We start from the raw sequence: 26069 nt of genomic DNA, 5'->3' as shown, positions 1-26069 counted from the left end.
TCTATACTTTTGCTTTAACTGAGTCATTACCAATAATAATGGGCATATCATTGATCCTTCCTTCTTCTTTTCCATTTTCCAACTTCAATACACCTCTAGGGCATACCGCAGAACATACTCCGCAGCCCACACAGGAGGATCTGACAATGTTTTGTCCCCTTTGGGCATACCACCTGACATCAATACCCATCTCACAATAGGTAGAGCAATTGCCACAGGAGATGCATTGTCCACCATTGGTGGTAATTCTAAACCTGGACTTGAATCTTTGAACCATTCCCAAATAGGCGGCTAAAGGACAACCAAACCTACACCACACTCGGTTCCCCATAAAAGGATAAAATCCGGTACCAACCACTCCGGCAAAGATCGAACCTATGGCAAAGCCATAAATTGAATGAATTTGCTCGGTAGCTTGCCCCAAGAGTTCAAAGCTCATAAAATAATTGACGATAGTTAATGCCGTCATGACAACAGCAAAAACCAATACTCCATGAATTAGGTACCGTTCAATTTGCCAAGATTTAAGCGATTTATCTGAAAGTTGACGGTACGGATCCCCCAATGTTTCAGCGAGTCCACCACAACCACATACCCAACTACAGTACCAACGCTTTCCATACAAATAGGTAAATAAGGGCACTCCTATTACGATTAATAATATACCAAAGATAAGCATAAACATTCCTAATGCGCCGGAATTTAACATTCCTTCAATTCTATATTCATAGAAAAAAGAATAATCCAGGGGCCAAATATTTTTAAAGTCGTGCCATGGCTTGTTTAAAAGCACCAATATTTCAGGAAGCAAAAAGGCAAATGACAATTGGAAAAACATCACAGAAGAGGTTCGTATCATTTGATATTTATTCCCTTTGTATTTCCTAAACATGCGAAGCCCCATCACCACTATGGCCAATGAATAAATAAATCCATATAAAAACCATTGACTGGCAGGCCCTCCTGACAATGCTTGGCTCAATGGATCTACCATCAAAACCAGATTGGTTAGGTATTCCGGAAACCAGTACAGGATAATATAAAATAGTATCAAATATGATCCGGTAAGCATACCCAACCAGCCTCTTGCCATCATGGAAGAGAAAAATATTCCATCATTTTTTATTCCCGAAGGCTTTCCCCGATAAAGAGGAAGGATATAAAACAATCCCCCTATTACAGTTAGCCCTATAGAAGCCATCAAATAAAGTAAAGGAGAATCATTGACCGGTCCCATAGATGCTGCCTTGGTTAAGGTGAATGTATAATCATCCCATATGACCTTGTCCCACTCCTGATTGGCTTTCAACTCCTCATTATAGCTGTTAAAATGATCTTTAAATGAACTGATAAAAGAAAGATTAGAAGTATACAGTTTCCCAAACATGGGCTGAAGCACCTCTACCATGGCTTCGGTATGGATTTCTTTTGTGTTTTTTATGGTTGTTTCCTCATCCAATTTGTAGCTACCTAAAAATGGGATAATGGTAAAAAACAGCAACCCAATTAAGGTAAGGAGTACTCCAATCTTCTGTAGAATATTCATAAATTTTAACCAAATAATTTTTGAAACATTGATTTTTTAGGCAGTTTTACCGCTTTCCCTTTTTCCTTGTTGTAGGATTTGAGCACTTCTCTGTGGTAACTGTCATAAAATTCAGGATTAAAACTTGCCTCCCCCAGTTTTTCAAGAACCTTATCAGCAGGCCAGCCTTCCTTAATTGCTTTATCGAAGAAAGCATGCCTCATCCTCCAGCCAAATGCATTGACAGCAAGGATGCGTCCTGCTTCATCAAATAACAACCTAAGGGCTATTTTCCCTTCCTTATCTTCCCAATAAAAAGACCATTTATCATGGGTCCAAGCACTAGGTAGAAAACCATAGGTTTGGTATTCTATATCAAAAAATTTAGCAGAGTTAAACCAAATCCCCGGTTTATAATCCACTTGCTTTTCATGGGTCAAGTTATAAGCCAGCGTTTCGCCATGCATTCTTCCGGTATACCAAACCTGTTCAACTATCTTCCTATCCGGCCCGGGAGCCTCTGTAAATTCAACACAATCACCTATGGCATAAACATGGGGCATATTGGTTTCAAATTTTCTATTCACCACAATCCCTCTATTGGTTTTAAGCTCAGAATCTCTAAGGAAATCTATATTTGGTCGTACTCCGGCAGTTAATCCTACAAATTCACAGGGAATAAGCTCACCGGAAGATGTTTTTACTGCTTTAACTTCTCCCTTTCCGTTGTCAATTATTTCTGATAATTCAGTTGAAAATCTCAGGTCAATATGATGTTCTTTGATATGTCTTCCTACTAATTTTGATTCCTCAGGAGGTAGGACATTGGCCCAAAAATGCTTTTCTCTTACCAAAAATGTAACAGGAATTTGTCGAGTAGAAAACATTTCCGCCATTTCTACACCAATCAGTCCTCCTCCTACAATTACGGCATGTGAGATTTTTGGAGAACGCTTTTCCATAAGCTCTAAATCCTGCAAACTATAAAGGCCTTGCACACCTTTTAAATCTTGTCCCGGCCAGCCAAAATAGTTTGGTTTGGAACCCGTGGCAAGAATCAATTTGTCATAGGCAAGCTTTTCTCCATTATCAAAGTTCAAATGTCGATTTGCAAAATCCACTTTATCTACCCAGCCAAATTTAAGTGCTATCCTGTTTTTACTCCAGAAATCATCTGCATAGGGTTTGGTATGCTCGTATTTCATATGCCCCATATAAATATACATTAGAGCAGTTCTAGAGAAAAAATGTTCCGTTTCCCCGGAAACAATAATGATTTTCACCTGATCGTCAATTTTTCTAATATGCCGTGCACAGGTAACCCCCGAAATACCGTTTCCTAATATTACTATTTGACCTGCCATATATAATAACGATACGTTCTAAATTCCATGATAAAGCTTATTTAGGCGATGCTTTGCTAATTGCTTAACGGGAAAGAAAGGAAAATGAATCGGTTTTACCCAAATAATTTATAAAAATAAGTTCTGAGGTAGGGATTGATTAGCAAAAAAGATTGGAATAAAGCGCACTTATTCTAAATTCTTAAAGGATAGGATAAACTCAGAGCCTTTTTCCGGTTTGCTGCGAAGTTCTATTTTCCCTCCCAATGTAGTGACCTGCTTGTGAACCAAATACAAACCTATCCCTTGGCTTTCTTCACTGTCGTTGAATTTCTGATCAAACCCAAAAATCTTCTTTCTTACCTTACCCATATCGAAACCTATCCCATTGTCTTTTACAGACAGCTTGATTATGCCGGATTTTTGAAAACTCTTTATTTTGATAACCGGGCTGATGTCGGGTCTTGTATATTTTATGGCATTGGAAATAAGGTTTAAAAATATACTTTCCAAGTAATTTTTATTGAAATGAATCTCCGGGACCTCAGAGAAATCAGCTACTATTGTAGCATTGGAATTCTTAATCAAAGATTTCATGCCGTTAATAGACTGATCCAAAACATCCTGAAAGCCTATATTTGAAACCTTTACAACCAATAATTCCTCCTTTTTCAGGGAGGAAAGAAATTCATCTAGTCGTGATTTTATTCCTAAAGTAGATTTATGAATTAATTCTACCAATTCCAGGGTTTCCTCATCCTGGATTTTATCGTTGTCTAAAAAATCCAATACTGCCAATAAATTATTAACCGGAGACCTCAAATCATGCGATATCGTTATGGTTAATTGTTTAAGCTTTTCATTGGTAATGGTAAGCTCTTTTATTAGCTCGTTTCTTTTCGCTTCGAGTTCCTTTTTGGGATTGATGAGTTTTGCTACACCAAATATCAATTGCTTTTCAGGTACTAATTTTGAGGTCCATGAAAGCCATAAAGTTTCTCCGGACTTAGATACGTATCTGTTTTCAAAATTATTTAAAGCCTTTCCTCTTTTTAAATTCTCCCGAATATTGTAAGTGGAAGCTCTATCCTTAGGATGAACAAAAGAGTCAATCGGTTTTTCTTTTAATTCTTGCTCAGTAAATCCCAAAACTTTTTGAAAAGAAGGGTTTACCTTTTTAAAATATCCATCATAGCCCACTACACATAGTAATTGGGGACACAAATTAAAAAACAAATTAAAATCAAAATCTGGATTATCCACTTATCCTATATAAATACCAGTTGTCTATTTTAAAATTGCGAACATTGATAACCATGTCGCATCTGTCAAATATAACTATTTATATAAATAAAAAAACAGTAATTTATTTTTTTCTAAAATTAACGCAATTAATCCCGTCTCATTAAATATACATCAAACAATTTTCAATTTTAATTGAAATAAGACTATTTATTTGCATATAACTCGGCTATAGACACAATTTGAAAAGTCATATGAGCTTGACTACTTTCATATAAAATACCAATATCTTCTTCATTAATTTTGGTCATACAACTATACCCCCAACCCTTTTTTCCATCCAATAATATTTGTTGGTTTTCAGGCCAAGTTAATCCATCGTCATTACTTGCTTTAATCGTAATATTAAATCGTCCTTCCGTACTAGCAGGATTAGAAAAAAGCAACCTGTCCTTATCAAACCTGATAAGACTCCCCATACAGATGGGTTCAATTAAAGCGCTTCTGTTGGAAGGGTGTTCTTGCCAACTCTCCCCCATATCCTCCGTAGTATATACCGCTCTAGAGCCTCCCCTATCATCTCTCATATTTAACATCAATCTGCCATCTACTAACTCCACTACCTGCGCTTCTGTGGTTTTGGGCCGGGCACCAGAACCTACTAGCCAAGTATCCCCATGATCTTCACTATAGATGATGGTACTGTGAGGAATTTGGTCTCTATCTTTATACTGTGCAGCGAAAACCAAGGTTCCATTTCTCATACTTATCCCTTTACCGGGTCCATTGAAAAACAATTGCCAAGAGGCTTCTTTCATAGGTTGAGTAATATTTTTAGGCGAAGACCATGTCTTTCCATCATCTGCTGATTTAACCAACATTAATTGACCGGTATTTTGTGGTGACAAACCCGGTTCAGAACTTCTCCAAGCTGCTGTTCCAGGCTTTCCATGAATCCAAAGAGCCACCACATAAATATCTCCTGTCTCATTGTCTACCAAAATAGCCGGGTCTCCTATACCATTCTGATTTTCAGGCAATCCTCCCCATTCTTCCATATCCATAATAATCTGCATTGGTTCCCAGGTTTTCCCTCCATCTTCACTTCTACTTAACCCAACATCAATATCTCCCTGCAAATCAGATGAATCTTCATGCCTCACATCATAAACTGCCAATAAAGTCCCACTTTTACTTGTGGCAAGCCCGGGAATTCGAAAAGCAGCAACCCCGTCATCATTTGCTGTTCTAAGTGCTGTGCCAGGTCTATAAAATATCGTATCTTCTAATCCATTTGGAATGGATTGCTCACCGCCCAATTCAATCAAAGGAATGTTTAAGGAAAACTTGCTTTTCAAATCTGCATCCTCCGGAAGACTGACTTTAATTGCCAGTTGCCGGTCTCCCTTCTCTAAAGTTATTTCCTCCTTCAAACGCCAGAAGTGGGTATTAGAATCATATTCCCCGGAAATCATTTCCTCTCTTCCCTCTTCCCCTACCAAGGAGATAGAAACATTCTCTATAATGGTTCCTGCGCCCAGATCCACTTCAAGCTGACTTATGGATTCATCCCTTTCCAGATTAAAATTCAGGTAGGCAATTGTAGAAGTTTCTCCTTGAATCACCGGAATATAAACCTGTTCAAAAACAATATTCTCTGCTATCTTGAGGTTTTGCTTTTCACTACAAGAAATAAAAATACTCAGTGCTACAAAAGCAAGAATAAAGAAGGGCTTATATTTTTTTTTCGCGATCATAAATTTATTATATCTCTAGAAAATTATAATTTAAAAATCCATTATTCCATGTATTTCCAATATTGAGAAACTTAAAGTTAGGCTTCATTTTACCTTATAGAAAATACAGGTCTTTGGGTTTAAATTACAAATTCATATTAGTTGAATAAAGACTGGTCTTAGTAAAAGTTATTATAATAGGTGAATAATTAATTTTAAATATAAGGCATTTTTTTCAAATATTGATTTCACTGGTCTGGGTAACTTTTCATGGTTATTACCATCATTTGAATTGATCATGATGTATTTTTTAGGCCTTAAACCTTTCTTTAAGCAAATTTGAGATTAGTTTAAAACCAGCACAAAAAAAGGCTATTCCCCGGATTTGGGAATAGCCTTCATTAATTACATAATGGACTTAATTATATATTGTTAAGCTCATTTTTCAAATTTTCAATGCTTTTTTCAGCTTTTTTCTCTAGAGATTCAAATTCTGATTGAATTTGGGCTTTCCGCTTTTCTGAAGCATTCTCAAATTCTTTCACCTTGACTTCCAAATTTTTCAAGCTGTTGTCTGCCTCTGATAGGTATTGATCAATTTTATCATTGGCGGGTTCAATTTGATTCTCTTTGATGTTATTCTTAATTTCTTGAAGTTCGTCTTCAAGTGCTTCTTTTTCATCCGTGATTTCATTTTTAAAAGAAGTGAAATCTTCTTCTATTTCCTCACTTGTTTCAACGCTTCTTTCTTCTACCTCATCTGTAGTGGACGCAATTTGATTTTCTGTGGATTTGTTTCCTCCACAAGACGAAAGTAAAAACAATGTCGACGCTCCGACACTTAAAAACAATGCATTAAGTTTCATAATTAATGTTGGTTTAGTTTCTATAATTAATTCGCAGCTTGGCCATCAAAATTTATCATGACCAAGTCCTTAACTACCTACAAATTGGACAAAAACGATGCCATTAACAGCTTGATAAGAACCACATTTGCTACTAATCTGATAAGGAATTACAAAGACCATTTTAAACAGGGATAAGGGCGATTTTTGCAAATTTGTCATTTCCACTTGCCATGGTATGTTTGGAAAAAATGAATGAAATTGCCTTTATGACTCTACGCTACTAAGAATGAGAAATTGTAGAAGATAAAACCAAAGCGACATGGTAAACCGTATATAGGTTCCTACACATTTAAGCGCTTTAAAAATTAAAACAAGGATCTTTCAACCGGATCCAAATTTAAACTTACTGAACAATTTTAGAAACTTTACCGTTTTAAAATTGGATTAAAAAACTTACTTATGAAATATCCCATTAAACCAATGATTGCAGCATTGGCTCTGATATGTATAGCAGTGACATCCTGTAATGGCTCAAATAAAGCCTCAGAGGAGGTAAAAACAATAGACATGGAATCCTATGCCGGTAATACCGAGAAAGCAACCTTTGCCGGAGGATGTTTTTGGTGTATAGAGTCTCCATTTGAAGGGATTGATGGTGTATTGTCTGTCGTTTCAGGCTATGCCGGAGGAAAAGAAAAAAACCCTACCTATTCACAAGTATCTTCAGGCAAAACAAGCCATAAAGAAGCCGTACAGGTAACATTTGATCCGGATGTGATTAGTTATTCCGAGGTCATTGATATTTTCTTCCAGCAATACGACCCTACTGATAAAGGGGGAAGCTTTTATGACAGGGGCAGCCAATACGAATCGGCTATATTTTACCACAACAACGCACAGAAAAAAGCTGCTGAATCTATTAAACAACAGATTGATGCTGCAGGGATTTTTGACAAGTCCATTGTTACTCCCATTGTGAAATTTACCAACTTCTATCCTGCCGAAGAGTACCACCAGGATTATTATAAAAAGGAACCGCAAGCCTATAAATCCTACAGAACAGGATCTGGAAGAGACCGCTTTATCAGCAATTACTGGGAAGTACCAAAAGCAAGCAATTACCGAAAGCCTTCAAAAAAAGAATTGAAAGAAAAGTTAACTCCCCTTCAGTACCAAGTAACCATGGAAGATGCCACAGAACGCTCTTTTGACAATGAATACAATGGGAACAAGGCAGCAGGAATCTATGTATGTATCGTTTCAGGTGCTCCATTGTTCAGTTCCAGTGACAAATATGAATCTGGTTCAGGCTGGCCAAGTTTTACCAAGCCTATAGACGCAAGGTACTTAGAAAAACCAACTGATAGAGGGCATGGAATGGTGAGAGTAGAAGTTCGAAGCAAATTTGGTGACTCCCATTTGGGTCATGTTTTTAATGATGGCCCTGAACCTACCGGCTTAAGGTACTGCATGAACTCTGCAGCAATGAAATTTATTCCTGAAAGTGAAATGGAAGCCAAAGGCTATGGACAATACCTTTGGAAGATTAAATAGAAGACAAAACTTTTAACTACCGTAATTAGGGCTTGTAATATGCTTAGCAAAGCATATTGCGGGCTTTTTTATTTGTTAATCTATAGAAACAGAAAAGGTAGGCTAGGAATATTTAGGTTTATTCTTCTTTTTCCTAGTAGATGCTTCAAATATAGCCAGATCCGGCTGGTCAAATTACTTTCAATTGATCCATTTGCCAATAAACTGCAAAAATCTTTCTTTATACCCTTCGCTTATTCCAATGTTCATTATTCCCATATTGACGGTACTCTTGCTGATGCTTTTGATCTGTTCCAGAGAAATGATAAAAGAACGATGAACCCGCATAAACTGATTTTCAGGAAGTAATTCTTCCATGTTTTTAAGTGTGGTCAAAGAAAGCAAAGGTGATTCTTTACCTTCCAGATGAACTTTGACATAATCCTTATAGCCTTCTACCAAAATAATGTCTTTAAGCATCACTTTTACCAACTGATATTCCACCTTTAAAAAAAGGTAATCTTCAGCATTTGAATTTTTGTTTTCAGTCTGTTGCTCAAAATACTTTAGTGCTTTTTGACTTGCACTTAGAAATTCCTCATAACCAAAAGGTTTTAACAAATAATCCAAAGCATCTACTTTGTATCCTTCAATGGCAAATTGATTATAAGCAGTTGTAAAAATTATTTTAGGTGATGGTTTACCCTTCCTTCCTTCCAGGACCCTGGCCAATTCCATTCCTGTCAAATCGGACATCTGTATATCTAAAAAAATCAAATCTACCGTATTGGCATTGATAAAGGACAAAGCATCTAAAGCGCTATCAAATTTAGCTTCCAAAACCAAAAATCCCGTTTTGTTCACAAAGTTACATACAAGATCCAATGCCAAGGGCTCATCGTCTACAACCACACATTTGACTTTCATCCAAGGTCTATTTTTAATTGAATTCGGTATTCATTTTCTGGGTTATCCTCATCGATGATCAATTTACATTTGTTTCCATAGATCAGATCCAATCTCCTTTTCGTATTGGTAAGCCCTATCCCACTGCCCATACTTTCTTTACTTTTAGGATTGGCAGGGAATTTCAAATTTACAGTTTTAAGTTCAAGAACCTTTCCTTTTTGACTAACAAATATCTCAATCTTACTTTCCGCTTTTGCACTTACGCCATGTTTGAAACAATTCTCAATAAATGGAAGTAAAAGCATTGGGGCGATTGGAATATCATCAGTTTTTTCTTGAATATCTAAATTCAAATTCACTTTATCAGACAAACGCAAACGCATCAGTTCAATATAATCTCTGATAAAGTCAAGTTCCTTACTCAGATAGGTAGTATCCTTATCGGTCTCATATAGGACGTACCGCATCATTCTAGAAAGCTTTAAAATCGCTTTTTGAGCTCTCTCAACGTCAATATTTGTTAGCGAATAAATATTATTCAAGGTGTTAAAGAAAAAATGAGGGTTAATTTGAGCTTTCAAATAGGACAGTTCGGAGGAGACTTTTTCCTGCTCCATTTGTCTCCTTATTCCCGCATCTATTTGCCACTTTTCAACCACCACAATACTGGTACTTATTCCTAGGCCAAATAACAATAACAATATGGTAAAGAGGTCGTAACTAAAATTCCTCGGCTTGGGCAAATAAGGCTTATCAGGCCTGAAAGCATTGTGCATCAACTCAGGTAAATTCACAAGGTTTTCAAATTGAATGATCAAAAACAGAAACAAAAGATTAAGTAAAATACCCAATCCTATAAATGCCCAGATTTTATCCTTAAAAAGTAATTTAGGTACCAAAACATACATGTTGAGGTAAAAACCTAGGATAAGAAATAAAAGTGTCAATCCTTGTTTGAACCAATACTCTATTGGCAGGTCAACCTTCCATGAAAGAGGGCTTACTACAAAAATCACTATGGCTATAAATATCCAGACCAGAATGTGGATAAGAAATGTGATTTTTCTAGGCTTAATTGAATTTGTCATATGGAATAGATTTGGAGTTTAAGGACTCCGAACTGTAATAATCCTATGTAAACATAAAAGAAAGATATTAAAGGAAAAGTTTAAATCTACCAAATAGGACAGAACATCGTTAAATAGTAGGAATTCATCTATTAAACTTGGTTCCCATTCTCGCATTTACTATTAGTCTGCTCAAATGTGCTTTTGGTCGATTTATCTACCCTTCCTATCTATTGGACTTTTATAATTGGGGAGAAAATTTTTCTTTTGTATAGGTATTCAATAACTGTAACCATTTTGGAAAACATAGACAAATGAAAAAAATAACCAAACTATTATTAATTTCCATAATAATGCTGACCTATGCATCTTTAAATGCTATTGGTCAACAAGCTTCTGAAAAGAAGGAGTTCAAAATTTCAGGTAAAGTGGTCAATCAAGCCACTGGTGAGCCAATCCCATATGCTACGGCTTTTTTAAAGGAATCAGCTTCTGAAACTTCCATTGCCGGTGGGGTTGCAGATGACAATGGAGAATTCTTTTTCAACGTAAAAAAAGCAGGTAAATACAAGGTGGAATTGAGTTTTGTTGGCTATGACACATTTGTCAGAGATGACATCCAAGTGGGGCCCAATACTCCATCATTGTTTTTAGGAAACATAGGCCTGAAGGAGTCAGCAGTTTCTCTTGAGGAGGTAACTGTCCAAGGGCAAAGAAGCCTAATCACAGAGAAAGTAGACCGAACGATATACAATGCTGAGAATGACAAGACCACTGTAGGTGGAGATGCTTCTGACGTATTGAGAAGAGTCCCAATGTTGACGGTTGATTTGGATGGCAATGTTTCCATGAGAGGCAGTAGCAATATCCTTGTATTAATAGACAATAAACAGTCTGCCATTGTTGCCAATAATATTGCAGATGCATTAAAGCAAATTCCGGCGGAAGAAATTAAATCCGTGGAAGTAATTACTTCCCCCTCTGCTAAATATGATGCTGAAGGTACAGGTGGGGTGATCAATATTGTTACAAAAAAGAACAAACTACAAGGAGCTTCCTTAAATATCAATACCAGTGCAGGTTTGAGAGGATCAAATCTTGGTCTAAATGCAGCCTTGAAAAAAGGAAAAATGGGCTTTTCTTTAGGCGGTTTTGGCCGTGCTGGTTACAATGTACTGGGTAGCTTTGAAAATGAGCAGACTTTGCTTGCTGATGATGGTACAGCTAAAAGGGTTCTTCAAATGGCAGATACACGAAATAATATGATGTTTGGAAGGTATAACTTTGGCTGGGATTATGAAATCAATAAATACAATTTCATGACCACCTCTGTCAGTTTCGGACTTAGGAACATGAAAAATAAGCAAGATGATCTTTATACTGAGACCTATATTGAAGATATGTTGATCAGTGAGTTGCTAAGGGATGTTAGCACAGACAATCTTTCCAACAATTTAGATGTCAGCTATAACTACACGAAATCTTATGAAAAAAAAGGTAAAGAAATTAGTTTCTCAGGCCTCTATTCAAGAAGCGATCGAACCAATGATTTCGTTAATAGCTTATACAATGAGACTTTTGATCAGGTAATTAGTAGAATTAAGAATGACAATGACAACCTTAATGAGGAGTTCACTATTCAGGTGGATTATGTAACACCTCTTGGGTCAAAAGATGAGCAAATCATAGAATATGGGGCTAAAAACATCCTCAGAAAAGCAACCAGCGATTTTGCTTATTTCCGTGCGGAAGGTGCTGATAGCGATTATGTAGAAGTTGAAGATGTTGATTTGTCTAATCAATTTAATTATAACCAAAATGTAACTGCCGGGTATTTGTCCTATACCTTGGGATTTTTAGAGCATTACACCTTGAAAACCGGTATTCGGTATGAATACACCAATATTGATGCAGATTTTCTTTCTTCAGACCTACCGGTGGATATCCCTTCTTATGGCACCGTAGTTCCCAATATGAACTTTGGTAGAAAATTGGCCAATGGAAATATGCTAAAAGCCGCCTATAATAGAAGAATTCAAAGGCCTTCTTTAAATTACTTAAACCCTAATATTCAAGCTTCTAACCCGCAACAAATCACCCAGGGTAATCCTTTATTGGACCCGGAAATGACCGACAATTATGAATTGTCTTACAGTACCTTTATCAAAGGAACCTCTCTTAATTTCACTTCCTACTTGAGAAATACGACAGGTTCTATTCAACCGGTAAGGACGATCCAAGATGATGATGTGATCTTTACCACCTACGAAAACATTGGAAATGAAAGGGCCTATGGCTTGGGCATCTTCTCTAATATTAACATATCCGGTAAATTTTCTTTAAATGGCTCCATAGATGGATACTATGCGCAATTGGACAATGGACTGGATGCCCCACAATACAAAGCACAAAATGATGGTTTTGTTATCAGTGGAAGGTTGTTTGGGAATTATACCCTACCGAAAAACTGGCAACTCCAAGCTTTCAGTTTTTACCGAGGAAGGCGAGTACAACTACAGGGTTCAGCAGGAGGTTTCGGGATTTATAGCTTAAGTTTGAATAAGCAATTTGCCGAAAAACGTGGAAGTATAGGATTTGGAGCTGAAAACTTTTTCACACCTGAATTTAAAATTAGAAATGAGTTAGAAACGCCTACCATTACACAAAGTAGTATAACAGGAATGAAATTCATGAATTTCAAGATCAACTTCTCTTATCGAATTGGGAAGCTAAGTGTAGACGGCGGAAGAAGGAAAAAAAGAGGGGTTACCAATGAAGATTTGAAAGAAAGTGAAGGAGGTGCATCACCAGGAATGATGAATTAATAGCAGCCATTTTATTTAAAAAAGCCTCTATAAAAGACCAGTAAAAAAATGGAGGTTTCCACTAAGGAAACCTCCATTTTTGTTTAAAAAGGTTCGTACCCCTTTAATCATTAGCAATTAATTTAATTTCTACTCTCCTGTTGCGCTTCCTACCGGCTTCATTTGAATTGGTAGCAATCGGCTTTTTACCCCCCCAGCCCCTGGTTTGTAAATTGGTTGCTTCCACCCCCCTTTGCACAAGGAGTTCTTTTATCTTATCTGCACGAGCCAAAGATAACCGCATGTTTACATTGGCATTCCCATAACTGTCTGTATGCCCCTCAATCGAAATCTTTTTCTCCGGATGCACCACCATAAACGTGGCCAATTCATCCAAAACAAGCAAAGATGAAGAATCCGAAAGATCTACGGTTCCCTTTTTAAACAGGACATTTTCCAATATGAGCTGCTCTCCTATTGCTAAAGAATCTAATTTTTCAGCCATATTAATTTGCACCTTGCTTTCTTTTTGAAGATTTGAAAGCACTTGGGTACCAGCCTCAGTAATAGGATTCGCTTTAGGTGCGAGTTTATCTATCCGATCATTTAAATCATTTCTTGCCCTTGATTCAAAACTCTTCTCTGCTAAGGCTGGTACCGGAATCGTCTTAAAGTCCAAATTCTCCAGCATATAGATATTTCCAAATCCTTCACTTGTCTGAGTGTTAGTAAAAAAGGCACGGTTGTTTTTAAGATCTTGGGAATAATACATCTCTACACCTTGCATTTGGGACAATTTCAGCAATACAGGCGGGCTCCAATTTCTCCAAGTATTGTCCAATCGTTTACTGGCATAAACTTCTATACCTTTCTGTGTTTCATAGGCATTGCTAGCAAAATAAAGGCTATCTCCTGTTGAAGAAAGCCTGGGACTTAACTCTTGTTTTGCCGTATTAATATCCCCTCCAATATTGACAGGTCTTGTCCAAGATGTGCCATTATATTGAGACATATAAATGTCTTCATTGCCATAACTCCCATAAGAATCCATGGCCATTATCATTATTTGACCACTGGAATCTAGAGAGGCACTAAAGTGATCTCCTTCTATTTTAAGACCCGGAATTGAGATGGCCTCCCCTTTTTTCCAACCCAAAGGTTCTTTGATATAGCTTTGAATCACCTGTTGATTGTTTAAGTTGGCATGATATACGAGAACTTCGTTTGGCTGACGAAAGCCAATAAGCAAATCGTAATGTTCAGTAGACAGTGCCTGAACAGGCACCGGGGCGCTAAAACCTCGCTTTCCCTCTTGAGCAAACCACACATCCCCACTATCTTCCAGCCCACCTTTGTTTTGTGGATGATAAGCGAGGGTAAAATACAATTCGCCTCCTTCGGCTGCTATGATAGGCTGTTGCTCATCATAAGCCAGTGAAAATACAGAGGTTTGTCCTATTGATGGGTTAAAAGTGAAAAGAGCAAGCACAAAAAATGCGCTTGCTCTTAAAAATATTGCCATTACGCTGTTCATCTTATTCCATTCATTGGCCTAAAACAATCGCAAATACCAAAGGCGCTACGATTGTGGCATCTGATTCAATAATATATTTTGGCGTGTCTATGCCTAGTTTCCCCCAGGTTATTTTTTCATTGGGCACAGCTCCGGAATAAGAGCCATAGGAGGTGGTACTGTCTGAGATCTGACAGAAATATCCCCAAAGAGGGACACCATCCCGCTGCAAATCCTGATGAAGCATTGGCACTACACAAATAGGGAAATCACCGGCTATCCCACCACCTATTTGGAAAAAGCCAACTGTGCTTTCTTCTTTGGCATTTTCAGTATACCACTCAGCCAAATACATCATGTATTGAATTCCTCCTTTTACAGTGTGTACATTTTTGATATCTCCGGAAATCACATGTCCGGCAAACATATTTCCTAAAGTGGAATCCTCCCAACCGGGAACAATAATTGGAATATTTTTCTTTGCAGCCTCTAGCAACCAGCTATCTTTGGGGTCTATCTGGTATTCACTTTCAAGCTTCCCTGACAATAGGATTTTATAGAAAAACTCATGAGGGAAAAAATGTTCTCCGGATTGATCTGCTTTTTGCCACTCTTCGAGGATTACATTTTCAATTCGTCTCATGGCTTCCATTTCAGGAATACAGGTGTCCGTAACCCTGTTCATGTGTCTGTCAACCAAATCTTGCTCTTGTTGTGGAGTCAAGTCTCTATATTCCGGTATCCGCTCATAGTAATCATGGGCAACCAGGTTAAATACATCCTCTTCCAAATTCGCACCAGTGCAAGTAATGATATGTACCTTATCCTGACGGATCATCTCTGCCAATGAAATCCCCAGTTCGGCCGTCGACATCGCACCCGCAAGGGTTACCATCATTTTTCCATTGTTGTCTAAATGGGATTTATACCCCTCGGCAGCATCTATCAATGCCGCTGCATTAAAATGTCTGAAATGATTTTTTAGAAAATTGGTGATTTCCATTTTTATCGTTTAAAATTAACCGAACTAATAATCCCACAATAAGCCTTGTTAGGCCACTAAACCAAAACGGCATTTTTCATGCCAATATGATAAAAAAATAAAAAAAAAAGTCCGAAATACCGGACTTTTATAAATCTAATACTATTAGTGTCCTTATTCTTCAGTAGCAGGAGCTTCCTCTTTTTCTTCAGTGCTACTATTGTCTTTATTTTTATAATCTTCATTTAAACCTGAAATCACCTCATCGGTAACGTCAAAGCTTTCCTTAGCATACCATACGCCACCACCTCTAGTGTAGGACAAGATCATTTCAAGATCGTTTGCAGCCGCATACTCATTTAAGTATACCTGAATTTTATCATAGACCTCATTGTAAAGATTGGTTTCATCAGCTTGCAGCTCAGTCATGATGTTCTGTCTGTATGTCATCAGGTTTTCCTCCTTTTTCATCAACTCCTCTTGCTTCGCCTGTGCCTGATTTCTGGTCATATTACCTCCGGTGCTTTGGAAACTAGCTACTTCCTGTTCAAAACCCTTAGCCCTATTGGTCAATTCGCTTTGATATTTATTACCCTTTTCAGCAATCTCTGCAGATTTTTCTTTAAAATAATCAAAATTATTGATTACGCTATCTGTAACGATATAGGCAATTTTTATATCTGAAACATCTTTCTTTCCTTCCCCTTCTGAAACAGTTTCATTAGGGGTGGAAGAATTACAAGCCCCAATAAGGAATCCTAAGAACGCAATCGCACTGAATAATGTTAAATTTCTTCTCACTTTATATTGGTTTTAAAATTGATTGAGGCAAATATAAGGATTCTTAATCTTTTACAAATTCTAAGGACATTAATAAATCTAAAATACCTGTTTTTCTATTTACTAGGCATAAAATTAACCTATTTTATTGTCTTTATCTAAAGCCAATAATCTAAAAAACTTAAAAAATAATCATGTATTTTAGAAGAAAAGCTCTTGAGCCAGCCGGAAAGTGTTGGCGTGGGCCTCAATAATATTACTAATCTTTAGTGAATACCCTCCTCCCATACAGCACATGATGGGTATATTATTTATTTTTGCATGGCTCAAGACGAGTCTGTCTCTTTCTTTACAACCTTGAATAGTCATTCCCAACCTTCCCAATTTATCAGTAGCCAACACATCCACTCCAGATTGATAAACAATAAAGTCAGGTGCCACCTCAGCTATTACCTTTGGCAGGTGATTTCCCAGCAACGAAAGGTAGGTTTGATCATCGGTTTGGTCCTCCAACGGAACATCGAGGTCTGACTGTTCTTTGTGCATGGGGTAATTGTGTTTGCCATGCATGCTAAAAGTAAATACTTGCGAATCATTTTGGAAAATTGATGCTGTACCATTGCCTTGATGCACATCTAAGTCCACCACCAAAACCTTGTCAATCGTATATTTTGTAAGGAGGTATTTGGCTGCGATGGCGATATCGTTTAATAGGCAAAACCCCTCACCTCTATCCTTGAAAGCATGATGAGTACCTCCGGCGATATTCATACCTATTCCATCTTTTAAAGCACATATTGAAGCCATTACTGAGCCATTCATGATTTGGATTTCTCTTTCTACCAATTCTTTGCTCAAAGGAAATCCTGTTCTTCTTATCTCTGACTTGCTGAGAGAAAGTGCTTTTAATTTTTTAAAATACCGGCTATCGTGAACAGCCGTAATTATTTCTTCGGTACAAGGCTCAGGCTCGAAAAAATTACCGGCATTCAGGGTGCCTTCATACAATAATTGTTCGGGAAGCAGTTCATACTTCTCCATGGGGAATCTATGTCCCTCCGGCAAAGGATGGGCATATTTTGTAGACCAGGCTACTTTAAGCATACATATTTGGATTTATTCCCTACTACGAAATAACGGATTTGGTAATAAAGTTGAAAACCTGTTAATCTTTTAATCATTAAACTCGAATTATGCAATAGGATTTTCTGAACTTTCTCAAGGAGGGTTTAAATCATAAGAAAATCAGACTGATTGGAGACTTTAGCATAGCATCACCAATGTTGAAATTGAAAACAGCAACGAAGTGGCTGATTTTAAAACGATTTAAGCATCTAATAGAAGGTCTATTTCATGCTTTTTTCAAAGAAAAAGACTAAGCCACAAGCAATTGCTTTTGGCTTAGTCTTCATATAAGGCTATTTTAAATTTCTGAAATCAATGTTTTAATCCTCCTCTTCCTCTGATTCAAAAGTATAAAAAGTATCGTCAAGCACTAGGCTGTCTTCATTAAAAGCTTCAACAAAATCTTCAATGGCTTTTTCATCTAAGGACTCCAGATTCAGGGCAGCATCCAGACCAATACCATAGTCGTGATGGGTGTCTAAATCCAGAAATTCCTGCACTTTTACGGCTCCTTCTTCCTCCATATCCATTATCATTTCAGTAATGAACCATCCAATTTCCTCTTCCTCGGTCTTTAAAGGTATCAGGTTGCCATTCTCATCTTCATTATATTTAATTCCCTCATAATTGGGGAATTTCTTCGCTGCTTCATGTTCTGCCAGTTCATACAACTCGCTTTGGTAATGCAGCTTAAGGGTATACAATACGGCATCATATATTACTTCTCTGCCTTCAAATTGACCTATAAAATAAAAATTGACATATTCGTCCGTATTATCCTCACTGGGTATAATTTTAAAGCTTTTGTTACTAGCTTTCAATTCTTGCTTTAACTCTTCTATATTTTGTGGCAAAAAACCATCGTTTGGATATTTCATCTTTTTGGAGGGTGGGTTAATTAATTCAATTTCGCTGTATTAAAGTCACAATTAAAGGAAAATTGGAGCCTTCTTCATAACATCTACTCAATATTTTAAAATCTTTTATCTTTTAAAAAAAAATACTTATCCAGACACTAAGCTATAGCCCTAATTATCAGACTATAAAACCAAAAATCATAGCAAACTATTGCTTTACTGAAATATAATATAAAATGATAAATTTATTTCAATTATACAAATTTAACAGCTCATTTATCAAAATGTTCAGATTCTACATGAAAAACAGCCACTTTTTTAGCTGCCTAAGCCTTTACCTAGGGAAATACCAAGAAGTGAATTCACTAAAGAAAGGACCAAACTAAACAATAGTGCCCACCAAAAATTCCCTACAGCAAATCCATTTACAATATCGGCAGCCAACATTACCATCAAAGCATTGATGACCAATAAAAACAAACCTAAAGTAAGTATGGTTATCGGAATCGTGAAAAATATCAATATTGGCTTGATTGTGATATTTAACAAAGCCAGAAGAGCAGCGATGAGTATGCCGGTAATCAGGTCATCTACCACAATCCCCGGTAGTAAATATGCTGTGAAAATAATGACCAATCCGGCTACCACCAATTGTAAGAGAATAGAAAGAATTTGTTTTGACTTCATATTTATTATACTCAATAATTATATTAAACCCTCCAAAGCTTTATTAACCATTATATTGATATAAAATGGAAACCAACAACCTAGCAAAAAATATGCCGAGTTGTTGGTTTGATTGGTTTAGCTCCAGGTTCTATCCCAAGACCTAATTTCGTTCCAATCATCGGTAGGAGCGAAAAATTGCTCCCCTTCTCTCAATCTTTTCTTTACTTCCTCCTCATTCAATTCCAGCCCTATACCAGGAGATTCCGGAACAGTGACATAACCATCCTTTACAAAAGGTTTATCAACGCCGGTAACCAAATCTTCCCACCATGGATTGTCAACTGAATGGTGTTCAAGGCCAATGAAATTATAGGTTGCTGCCGCCGCATGTACTGTCCCCATAAAGGTAATTGGAGAGGCCGCATGATGAAGGGCCATACCTATTCCGTACTCTTCGGCATAATCACCGACCTTTTTGGTTTGAAGGTAACCTCCAACACTTCCCGGATCCGGGTGAACCAAATCTACTGCCCTATTTTCTATTAGGTCTTTAAAGTTCTTTTTATGATAAGCATCCTCCCCGGTAAGTGTTGGGGTGGTAATGGCTTCGGTAACACGCTTCCACTGTTCGGTATTTTGCCAAGGAATCAAGTCTTCTAACCATGCTATATTGTAAGGCTCAAAGGCGTTGGCCAATTTAATCATTTCATTGTATCCCATATGTCCAAAATGGTCAATAGCTAAAGGGATTTCAAAGCCTACTTTTTCCCTTGCTTTGGCAGCATATTCAACCATTTTCTCCAAGCCCTTGGGAGTAATTTGGACATGAGTAAATTGATGTGGCGTTTGTGTATAACTCATCACATCAGTATCTGACCATCCCCTCATTGGTCCCCAAGGCGATTTATTGGTTAGGGTATCTTTTTGATCTTTGATCAAACCTATTCCAATATCCATTTTTAGCATGGTATATCCCATGTCTACACGGCCTTTCATTTTATTTGCAAATTCGTCAGGATCCTGAACGGTAGGTGTATCTACATAAATTCTAACCTTATCCCTGAATTTACCTCCGAGTAACTGATAAAGTGGCACACCATAGGCTTTCCCTGCGAGGTCCCAAAGCGCCATTTCCACACCTGAAACACCTCCGCCTTGTCTGCCATGCCAGCCAAATTGCTCAATACTCTTGAATATTTTTTCAATATTACATGGATTTTCGCCTAATATTCTGCTTTTCAACATCAATGCATATCGCTTATCAGCACCATCCCTTACATCCCCTAAACCATGAATTCCCTGATTGGTGTAAATCTTTAGTAAGGGCACATTTCCATATTGAGCAATGCGCATGTCAGTGATTTTTAGGTCCGAAGGGTTAGAAAGACGATTTACTTTGGAAGTGGTGTGAGCCAAAGTATCTTCCATTGGCAATGACATCATTCCCCCTAAGCTTATGCCTCCTAGTACAGCTTTTTTGAAAAAAGAACGCCTTTCATTTTTAGGCTCCTCAAATAAAGGTTGGGACTTTTCTTTAATATTTATTTTTGCGTTTTTCTCATCCTGATAACGCTGCTGTAAGTATTCGGTACTTTTTTTCATACTTGATAGGTTTGTTTTGGGTATGGATAATATTAAATTAATTATTGAAAATACAATATGCTTAAAAATGATAATAATAGAAAATTATTGTAAAACAAAAACAGCCACTGATTTTCAGTGGCTGTTTTTCCTCTTGAAGAGCTATTAAAAGCAATTCAAAATATTTACTTAAAAGTAGAGATTCATTTAAAATAATGATTCTGCCTACTTTTTACTATCAATAAATTAAGTGGACAGAATGCCTGCGATGCGAAGGTCTTCATCATCTACCTCTTTGTCATCTATAATGGCCCTTTTGATGGGAGTGTACACAATTTTATTGTTGATAATTCCAACCATTACATCGTATTTACCCTTGAGCAAGCCTTCCACAGCAGAAACTCCTAATTTACTGGACAAAATCCTGTCAAAAGAGGAAGGTGCCCCTCCTCTTTGAAGGTGCCCAAGAATGGTCACTTTAATATCATAAGTAGGTAAAATCTTTTTCACTTTTTCAGAGATTTCTTGCGCGCCCCCACTTTTTCCTCCTTCAGCCACAATAACAATATTACTCTCTTTTTTGGCTTTCTCTCTGAATTTTAATCTGTCAATCAGTTTTTCAACAGGAAATTTCTTTTCCGGAATTAAGATAGCTGCAGCGGCACTACCAATGCCCGCATTGATGGCGATAAATCCTGCATCTCTCCCCATAACCTCTACAAAAAATAATCGGTCATGTGAAGTGGCTGTATCCCTGATTTTATCAATCGCTTCAATGGCAGTATTGCATGCCGTATCAAATCCAATGGTCAAATCAGTTCCAAACAAATCATTGTCGATGGTGCCTGGAAGTCCAACAGCCGGTATACCAAATTCTTTGTAAAACAAGTGAGCACCTGTAAGGGAGCCATCACCACCGATCACAACCAAGGCATCAATTCCGTGACTTTTTAGGTTCTCGTAAGCTTTTTTCCTTCCTTCAGGTGTACGAAATTCAAGACTTCTTGCTGACTTTAAAAAAGTCCCACCTCTCTCCAAGACATGGGCAATGGATCTACTGTCGAGTTTTCTGATATCATTATTGATCATTCCTTCATAACCACGGTAAATACCATAAACCTCCAAATTATAATAAAACCCGGCACGAACCACCGCACGAATGGCAGCATTCATTCCCGGAGCATCTCCCCCTGAGGTAAGTACTCCAATTTTTTTTATGTTTTTAGGTTGATCTTGCATGTTATTCTACTAAAGGATCCTTCAATTACTTATTGAAATATTTTATCATCAGCTCTGCTGCTGCTAAATTGGTCGCCAGTGGGACATTGTGAACATCACAAATTCTCATCAACATTTGAACATCCGGCTCATGCGGGTGTTTTCCTAAGGGATCCCTAAAGAAAATCACCATATCCAACTCCTTTTGTGCCACCATGGCACCTATTTGAGCATCCCCTCCCAATGGTCCGGAAAGTAATTTTTCAACTTCAAATCCGGCTTTTTCTATATGTGATCCGGTAGTTCCGGTGGCGACTAATGTAATCCCTTCCAATGCCGGCTTACAACCACCAATAAAATGGACCATATCTGCTTTTTTCCCATCATGGGCTATTAATGCTATCTTCATTATATCATGCTAAATTGAATTCCAATATTAATCGTTAACACCGAAAAGGCAAACAATAGTTTACTTATGCGAAAAATAAAATTTATTATTTTTTCAACCTATCTAAAAAATACAAAACCATTTGCTCCCATTCCTGTTCAAGACTAAAAGAAGGCTTAGTTTTTCCTGCTCTTCTATACCAGTAAGAGGCATTCCCTAAATCTCCTTCCTTTCTGTGTAAGTAAGCATGCAAAAAAGCAGCATCTTCATCTTCCATTTGGTCAATTAACCCATGGGCTTTCGTCCAATCTCCCTTGCCATCCAACCATAAAGACTCCAGATAAACTGTCAACCCCTCTGGCATATGTCCTTCTTGAATGCTTTCTTTAAATTTTGATAAATTCATAGTGATTAGTTTTTAAGCAAGGCCAAAATAAATACTAATTACCTAAGCGGACAAATATTAAAGCTAAAATTGAAAACAATTCCGCTACAAATACGACTTAAATTCTTTAACCACCTTAACGCCAAAGGAAAAGGTGTTGTTGTGAAAGTGGGGATGGAACAAAAGCTATAATTAACTGCGTGGTTTTTTTTCCCAACAAAAATCATCTTGCTGAGTAGACAATAAGGACAGGATTACTTTACCGGAATTAGGTCCTTAGAAATCCCATGCATGCTTTTGGATTGCATATTGTAATTTTCTCTACAAAAAGAAAAATGTTGAAGGATTTGTTCCACCTCTCTTAGGCTTTGTTCAGGGTAATTACCGTGGTTATGGGGATGCCACCAAAGATGGTAAATCTCATTGTTTATAGCAGCAGTACTCATCTCCTCTATGACTCTATTTACCTTCATTTGGTTAATTCTGCCAAGCTTGGCTTGGTATGGCCTTAAAAACCGAGAAGCAGGTATTAAAAAAGGGTTTTTAGAATTTTGTTCTTCCAGTTGATAAGATGTTTTTTTACCTAAGGTTAATACAGAATCAGATGTTCTCCATATTTTTTTAAGCAATTCTCCCCTTTCCGGAGTTTTCCAAAACCAGTCCACAGGGTTTGTTCTAACAGAAGTAAAGCCTAATTCGCTCGCCACCTGAATGGCTTCAGCATTGAACTGATTACGTGGAAAAACCAAGGAGCTAAGCTTTTTACCGAATTTCTCTTGAGCAATCTTTTGAGCCGCCATCAAATCTGCTTGAAAAGCCAATTTGTCCTGTCCTTTTTCCATTGTATAGTAATGTGAAAAAGTATGACTTGCCAATTCCTGTCCGGGTGTAGCTACAATGGCTTTTACCAAGTCTGGAGCAAATAGGGAGCTATTGGCTTCTGTGGATGATTTAAACCACTTATAAGGAGACAATTTAGAATTCTTATAGTTGGGCCTAGTCATTGGGCTGTACTTTACCCATTCTTCAGGGCCATCAGCCATCAACATCCCCACTGTAGCCCAGGTTACTTCAACCTTATATTTTTCAAACATGTCCAATAATTGAGGCACAATCAGTTTGGTGGTTTGATAGTAAGCTTCACAAGCTTGAATAGGCACTTTATCAAACCGACCCCAATGAAGCTCAAAATCCAAGGATATAATTAAGGTTGGACGAGTCATACTTTGGCTCTTTTATTGGCTACTTCAAAATAAAGATAAGAGGCAATAATAATAAAAAATGGGATGCATATGCTTTTCATTCTCATGATAATGCCCAAATTATTTAAAGTAATGCTGTACAAGACAGATAAAAGCATCCCATATATTAGTGCAGTCCATAGGTACAAAGGTATATTTATTCGACCTTTTAAATAAAATAGACTATACACCGCAATACAAAATATTATTGCCAGAAAAGTATTTTCAATTCCTGCAGCCAGGGACCAAAAATCCCTTGCTTCCCAAATAAAAGGCCTAAAAAATACTGTCACCAATTTTTCAATCCAGTTGTAGCCCTGCATATCCACTGAACTTCCTCCTCTAAATGATGCTAGAAACTGATTTTGCCAATCCAATATCTCTCCAATCCATTCCAAATTAAAGCCATAGATCAAACTACCTTTTATGTATCGATAGGCAAAAATTGACAAAATCATAAAAATAGCCAAAGGGAAAATTTTCTTTCGATATGGAATCAGCGTTTTATGGAATGGTAAAACCATTAATACTGAAATGGTTAACACCAAACCTTGGATAGGTCTGACCATTAATGAGAGCAGTAGGCCCGCTATTATTAATATTAATTTATCAGAAAAGTGGTGAATACCTGACAATACCATTACCAAGCCCAGCCATAAAAATGCTTCTTTGCCAATTCCACCGGTCCAAAAATGAACATTGGGTAAAAACAGAATCAATACAATCACTTGGTAGAAAACCCTATTTCTGAATTTATTGAAACTTGCTTTTAACAGTTGAAATGCCAATAAAAATCCAAAATAAGAAAGGCTTGCATAAAGAATGGTGCCGGATAAATAGCCCAATCCAGCTATTTGAGAAAAGGGATAATTAACCCAATACATGAAGTAAGTACTTGTACCAAAATAATCCCACCAGCCATTAGTTAATTCAGGGTTTACTGAACCAATGGTCCAATACCTATAACTGTCTCCGCCGTGTGAAAGGATATATTGGTAAAACACCAAACCAATTAAAAGGTGATAAACCCATAAACCAAATAACCAAGCAGTTTGGTTTGATGAAAAGCCTTGGGAATGTGCCCAACTTTTAATGCAATAGCAGCTGCCCATCATCAAAAAAATAATAAAAAGAATATCCCCTAACATCTTCCTACAAATTTGAAGACTTCAGCGCATGCTTGTATTCATTTATGCTATTTTCTAAAGCAAAGCTTGGGATAGATTGTGCCCTAATCTGTTCTCTGGAAATTTCCTTCACACCCTTAATCCAGTTAATTAAGTCCTCCTTACTACTTGGTGGGTACATAAAACAAAAAGGTTCCTCACCAATCATTTCATCCAAATCACCGATTCCTTTGGAAGATATAATTGGTAAACCGGCCAATAAATACTCGCTTACTTTGATTGGTGCTATCCCGGCAAGGCTAGGTGCAGGTTTTCTTAAACTAACTCCCAGGTCTGCTGCTGCATAATAGGCAGGCAAAAACGCATACTTCACTGTCTTTATGATAATGGCATCCTTTAACCGATTGGGAATGGCTTCAGTTAGGACAGATGGGGATCTAACCAAGAAAAGAAACTTACTCTTAGGATTATATTTGTGGTAAGCCTCAAACAATTGCAACATCTCCCTTAAAAGATACTGTGGACCGATACTTCCTGAATACAACCACAATATTGTTTCAGGCAAAATATTAAGGTCTTCTCTAATCTTTTTTCTTATTATCGGATCGGGCTTAAATCGGTTTTTAATTCTTCCATTGCTTACTTTAAAAAACTTGGGTTTATAGGTTTGACCAATATTTTTTAAATGTTCATTTATGGCCAAAGTTGAGCGTACCAATACAATATCAGATAGTTTGAGCAACTTCGTTTCCGCTTTTTTTAGCCATTGGTATTGTAAACTGTTTTCTTTTAATCCGGCATAATCAACTCTTTCTTGTATAGGTAGCCCGTCAGCATCAAAAACAATTTTCAAGTTCTTTTTTTTCGCCCATTTAAAAATTGAATTAACCATCATGCCCGGCATGGTTGACCGAGGCATAAGATGGGTAATACCATGTTTTTCCACCATGCTTTTGATACTATTTTGGCCAATTTGTGTAGTGAGCAGGGTACCTAAAATTGGATGTGGCTTTCGCCTTACCTGCTGCTGCTGATAAGTAAGCTGTAGCTCTTTGGCAATATTAGCAATTCTGTTCACCTCAGCCGCATCGGCCCAAGAAAATTGAAGCACAAAAAATTGGCAGTTCATTTCTTTTTGTAGCCCCTCAAAAATTGGAAAAAACAGATTTTCCATATAATTCGTTTGATCAGAATCC

The 26069-nt window shown here is 37.3% G+C and carries 22 protein-coding genes; 2 read left to right on the top strand and 20 right to left on the bottom strand.

Features of this window, described 5'->3' with window-relative positions:
* Position 1 precedes the first annotated feature (1 nt).
* The 5 genes from Q4534_RS17375 to Q4534_RS17355 form a co-directional block, all read right to left on the bottom strand.
* On the bottom strand, positions 2-1546 hold the full coding sequence (locus tag Q4534_RS17375; protein WP_303614420.1) for a 4Fe-4S binding protein: 1545 nt from the start codon (positions 1544-1546) through the stop codon (positions 2-4).
* Positions 1547-1551: 5 nt separating this feature from the next.
* Positions 1552-2889: an NAD(P)/FAD-dependent oxidoreductase gene (locus Q4534_RS17370; protein ID WP_303614419.1), complete on the bottom strand. Its 1338-nt coding sequence runs from the start codon at positions 2887-2889 to the stop codon at positions 1552-1554.
* Positions 2890-3057: 168 nt separating this feature from the next.
* Positions 3058-4131 (bottom strand): PAS domain-containing sensor histidine kinase, encoded by a 1074-nt coding sequence (locus tag Q4534_RS17365; protein WP_303614418.1) that lies wholly within the window; start codon positions 4129-4131, stop codon positions 3058-3060.
* Between the two features lie 185 nt (positions 4132-4316).
* Positions 4317-5867, bottom strand: coding sequence for an exo-alpha-sialidase (locus Q4534_RS17360; protein ID WP_303614417.1), 1551 nt, complete (start codon positions 5865-5867; stop codon positions 4317-4319).
* 401 nt (positions 5868-6268) lie between these two features.
* Complete coding sequence (locus tag Q4534_RS17355; protein ID WP_303614416.1) at positions 6269-6712, bottom strand: hypothetical protein; 444 nt, start codon at positions 6710-6712, stop codon at positions 6269-6271.
* 549 nt (positions 6713-7261) lie between these two features.
* On the opposite strand from Q4534_RS17355, the gene msrB reads away from it, so the two are divergent.
* Positions 7262-8248 carry a peptide-methionine (R)-S-oxide reductase MsrB gene (gene msrB / locus Q4534_RS17350; RefSeq protein ID WP_368509163.1) on the top strand — a complete coding sequence of 329 codons (987 nt, stop codon included), beginning with the start codon at positions 7262-7264 and terminating at the stop codon, positions 8246-8248.
* A 180-nt stretch (positions 8249-8428) separates the two neighbouring features.
* On the opposite strand, the gene Q4534_RS17345 is transcribed toward msrB, so the two are convergent.
* On the bottom strand, positions 8429-9154 hold the full coding sequence (locus Q4534_RS17345) for a LytTR family DNA-binding domain-containing protein (RefSeq protein ID WP_303614414.1): 726 nt from the start codon (positions 9152-9154) through the stop codon (positions 8429-8431).
* Positions 9151-10224 carry a sensor histidine kinase gene (locus tag Q4534_RS17340; protein WP_303614413.1) on the bottom strand — a complete coding sequence of 358 codons (1074 nt, stop codon included), beginning with the start codon at positions 10222-10224 and terminating at the stop codon, positions 9151-9153. Before Q4534_RS17340 ends, Q4534_RS17345 begins: the two co-directional genes overlap by 4 nt.
* A gap of 293 nt (positions 10225-10517) precedes the next feature.
* On the opposite strand from Q4534_RS17340, the gene Q4534_RS17335 reads away from it, so the two are divergent.
* Positions 10518-13028: a TonB-dependent receptor domain-containing protein gene (locus tag Q4534_RS17335; protein ID WP_303614412.1), complete on the top strand. Its 2511-nt coding sequence runs from the start codon at positions 10518-10520 to the stop codon at positions 13026-13028.
* A 103-nt stretch (positions 13029-13131) separates the two neighbouring features.
* Here the strand turns inward: Q4534_RS17335 and Q4534_RS17330 are convergent, their stop codons facing one another.
* From Q4534_RS17330 to Q4534_RS17270, 13 genes are all read right to left on the bottom strand, one after another.
* Positions 13132-14529: an OmpA family protein gene (locus Q4534_RS17330; RefSeq protein WP_303614411.1), complete on the bottom strand. Its 1398-nt coding sequence runs from the start codon at positions 14527-14529 to the stop codon at positions 13132-13134.
* A 22-nt stretch (positions 14530-14551) separates the two neighbouring features.
* Positions 14552-15523 carry a deoxyhypusine synthase family protein gene (locus tag Q4534_RS17325; protein ID WP_303614410.1) on the bottom strand — a complete coding sequence of 324 codons (972 nt, stop codon included), beginning with the start codon at positions 15521-15523 and terminating at the stop codon, positions 14552-14554.
* A gap of 153 nt (positions 15524-15676) precedes the next feature.
* Entirely contained in the window at positions 15677-16303 is a 627-nt protein-coding gene (locus Q4534_RS17320) for an OmpH family outer membrane protein (RefSeq protein ID WP_303614409.1), read from the bottom strand.
* A gap of 180 nt (positions 16304-16483) precedes the next feature.
* Complete coding sequence (locus Q4534_RS17315) at positions 16484-17386, bottom strand: histone deacetylase (RefSeq protein ID WP_303614408.1); 903 nt, start codon at positions 17384-17386, stop codon at positions 16484-16486.
* A 341-nt stretch (positions 17387-17727) separates the two neighbouring features.
* On the bottom strand, positions 17728-18285 hold the full coding sequence (locus tag Q4534_RS17310; protein ID WP_303614407.1) for a hypothetical protein: 558 nt from the start codon (positions 18283-18285) through the stop codon (positions 17728-17730).
* A gap of 297 nt (positions 18286-18582) precedes the next feature.
* Entirely contained in the window at positions 18583-18951 is a 369-nt protein-coding gene (locus Q4534_RS17305; RefSeq protein ID WP_303614406.1) for a phage holin family protein, read from the bottom strand.
* 117 nt (positions 18952-19068) lie between these two features.
* Positions 19069-20535, bottom strand: coding sequence for a mandelate racemase/muconate lactonizing enzyme family protein (locus Q4534_RS17300; protein ID WP_303614405.1), 1467 nt, complete (start codon positions 20533-20535; stop codon positions 19069-19071).
* 225 nt (positions 20536-20760) lie between these two features.
* Positions 20761-21753, bottom strand: coding sequence for a 6-phosphofructokinase (pfkA, locus tag Q4534_RS17295; protein ID WP_303614404.1), 993 nt, complete (start codon positions 21751-21753; stop codon positions 20761-20763).
* 25 nt (positions 21754-21778) lie between these two features.
* Positions 21779-22141: a methylglyoxal synthase gene (locus tag Q4534_RS17290; protein WP_014021717.1), complete on the bottom strand. Its 363-nt coding sequence runs from the start codon at positions 22139-22141 to the stop codon at positions 21779-21781.
* Positions 22142-22226: 85 nt separating this feature from the next.
* Complete coding sequence (locus Q4534_RS17285) at positions 22227-22526, bottom strand: hypothetical protein (RefSeq protein WP_303614403.1); 300 nt, start codon at positions 22524-22526, stop codon at positions 22227-22229.
* A 233-nt stretch (positions 22527-22759) separates the two neighbouring features.
* The gene (locus Q4534_RS17280) at positions 22760-23728 is read right to left on the bottom strand and encodes a polysaccharide deacetylase family protein (RefSeq protein WP_303614402.1); all 969 of its coding nucleotides are present in this window, start codon (positions 23726-23728) and stop codon (positions 22760-22762) included.
* Positions 23725-24894, bottom strand: a complete 1170-nt coding sequence (locus Q4534_RS17275; RefSeq protein ID WP_303614401.1) for a hypothetical protein — start codon at positions 24892-24894, stop codon at positions 23725-23727. The genes Q4534_RS17280 and Q4534_RS17275 overlap by 4 nt, the downstream gene beginning before the upstream one ends.
* A 4-nt stretch (positions 24895-24898) precedes the next feature.
* Positions 24899-26047, bottom strand: coding sequence for a hypothetical protein (locus Q4534_RS17270; protein ID WP_303614400.1), 1149 nt, complete (start codon positions 26045-26047; stop codon positions 24899-24901).
* Between the last annotated feature and the right edge of the window lie 22 nt (positions 26048-26069).

This window comes from Cyclobacterium sp. 1_MG-2023, from assembly GCF_030546805.1.
Lineage (GTDB): Bacteria > Bacteroidota > Bacteroidia > Cytophagales > Cyclobacteriaceae > Cyclobacterium.
The sequence above is the reverse complement of the archived record's forward strand: the minus strand, read 5'-3'. Positions and strand labels throughout refer to the sequence as shown.

Bases quoted from the DNA above. Each gene is read 5' to 3' on its own strand.
- Q4534_RS17375 (WP_303614420.1), bottom strand. From the start codon at position 1,546: ATGAATATTCTACAGAAGATTGGAGTACTCCTTACCTTAATTGGGTTG.
- Q4534_RS17370 (WP_303614419.1), bottom strand. From the start codon at position 2,889: ATGGCAGGTCAAATAGTAATATTAGGAAACGGTATTTCGGGGGTTACC.
- Q4534_RS17360 (WP_303614417.1), bottom strand. From the start codon at position 5,867: ATGATCGCGAAAAAAAAATATAAGCCCTTCTTTATTCTTGCTTTTGTA.
- Q4534_RS17355 (WP_303614416.1), bottom strand. From the start codon at position 6,712: ATGAAACTTAATGCATTGTTTTTAAGTGTCGGAGCGTCGACATTGTTT.
- msrB (WP_368509163.1), top strand. From the start codon at position 7,262: ATGGAATCCTATGCCGGTAATACCGAGAAAGCAACCTTTGCCGGAGGA.
- Q4534_RS17345 (WP_303614414.1), bottom strand. From the start codon at position 9,154: ATGAAAGTCAAATGTGTGGTTGTAGACGATGAGCCCTTGGCATTGGAT.
- Q4534_RS17340 (WP_303614413.1), bottom strand. From the start codon at position 10,224: ATGACAAATTCAATTAAGCCTAGAAAAATCACATTTCTTATCCACATT.
- Q4534_RS17335 (WP_303614412.1), top strand. From the start codon at position 10,518: ATGAAAAAAATAACCAAACTATTATTAATTTCCATAATAATGCTGACC.
- Q4534_RS17330 (WP_303614411.1), bottom strand. From the start codon at position 14,529: ATGGCAATATTTTTAAGAGCAAGCGCATTTTTTGTGCTTGCTCTTTTC.
- Q4534_RS17325 (WP_303614410.1), bottom strand. From the start codon at position 15,523: ATGGAAATCACCAATTTTCTAAAAAATCATTTCAGACATTTTAATGCA.
- Q4534_RS17315 (WP_303614408.1), bottom strand. From the start codon at position 17,386: ATGCTTAAAGTAGCCTGGTCTACAAAATATGCCCATCCTTTGCCGGAG.
- Q4534_RS17310 (WP_303614407.1), bottom strand. From the start codon at position 18,285: ATGAAATATCCAAACGATGGTTTTTTGCCACAAAATATAGAAGAGTTA.
- Q4534_RS17305 (WP_303614406.1), bottom strand. From the start codon at position 18,951: ATGAAGTCAAAACAAATTCTTTCTATTCTCTTACAATTGGTGGTAGCC.
- Q4534_RS17300 (WP_303614405.1), bottom strand. From the start codon at position 20,535: ATGAAAAAAAGTACCGAATACTTACAGCAGCGTTATCAGGATGAGAAA.
- pfkA (WP_303614404.1), bottom strand. From the start codon at position 21,753: ATGCAAGATCAACCTAAAAACATAAAAAAAATTGGAGTACTTACCTCA.
- Q4534_RS17290 (WP_014021717.1), bottom strand. From the start codon at position 22,141: ATGAAGATAGCATTAATAGCCCATGATGGGAAAAAAGCAGATATGGTC.
- Q4534_RS17285 (WP_303614403.1), bottom strand. From the start codon at position 22,526: ATGAATTTATCAAAATTTAAAGAAAGCATTCAAGAAGGACATATGCCA.
- Q4534_RS17280 (WP_303614402.1), bottom strand. From the start codon at position 23,728: ATGACTCGTCCAACCTTAATTATATCCTTGGATTTTGAGCTTCATTGG.
- Q4534_RS17275 (WP_303614401.1), bottom strand. From the start codon at position 24,894: ATGTTAGGGGATATTCTTTTTATTATTTTTTTGATGATGGGCAGCTGC.
- Q4534_RS17270 (WP_303614400.1), bottom strand. From the start codon at position 26,047: ATGGAAAATCTGTTTTTTCCAATTTTTGAGGGGCTACAAAAAGAAATG.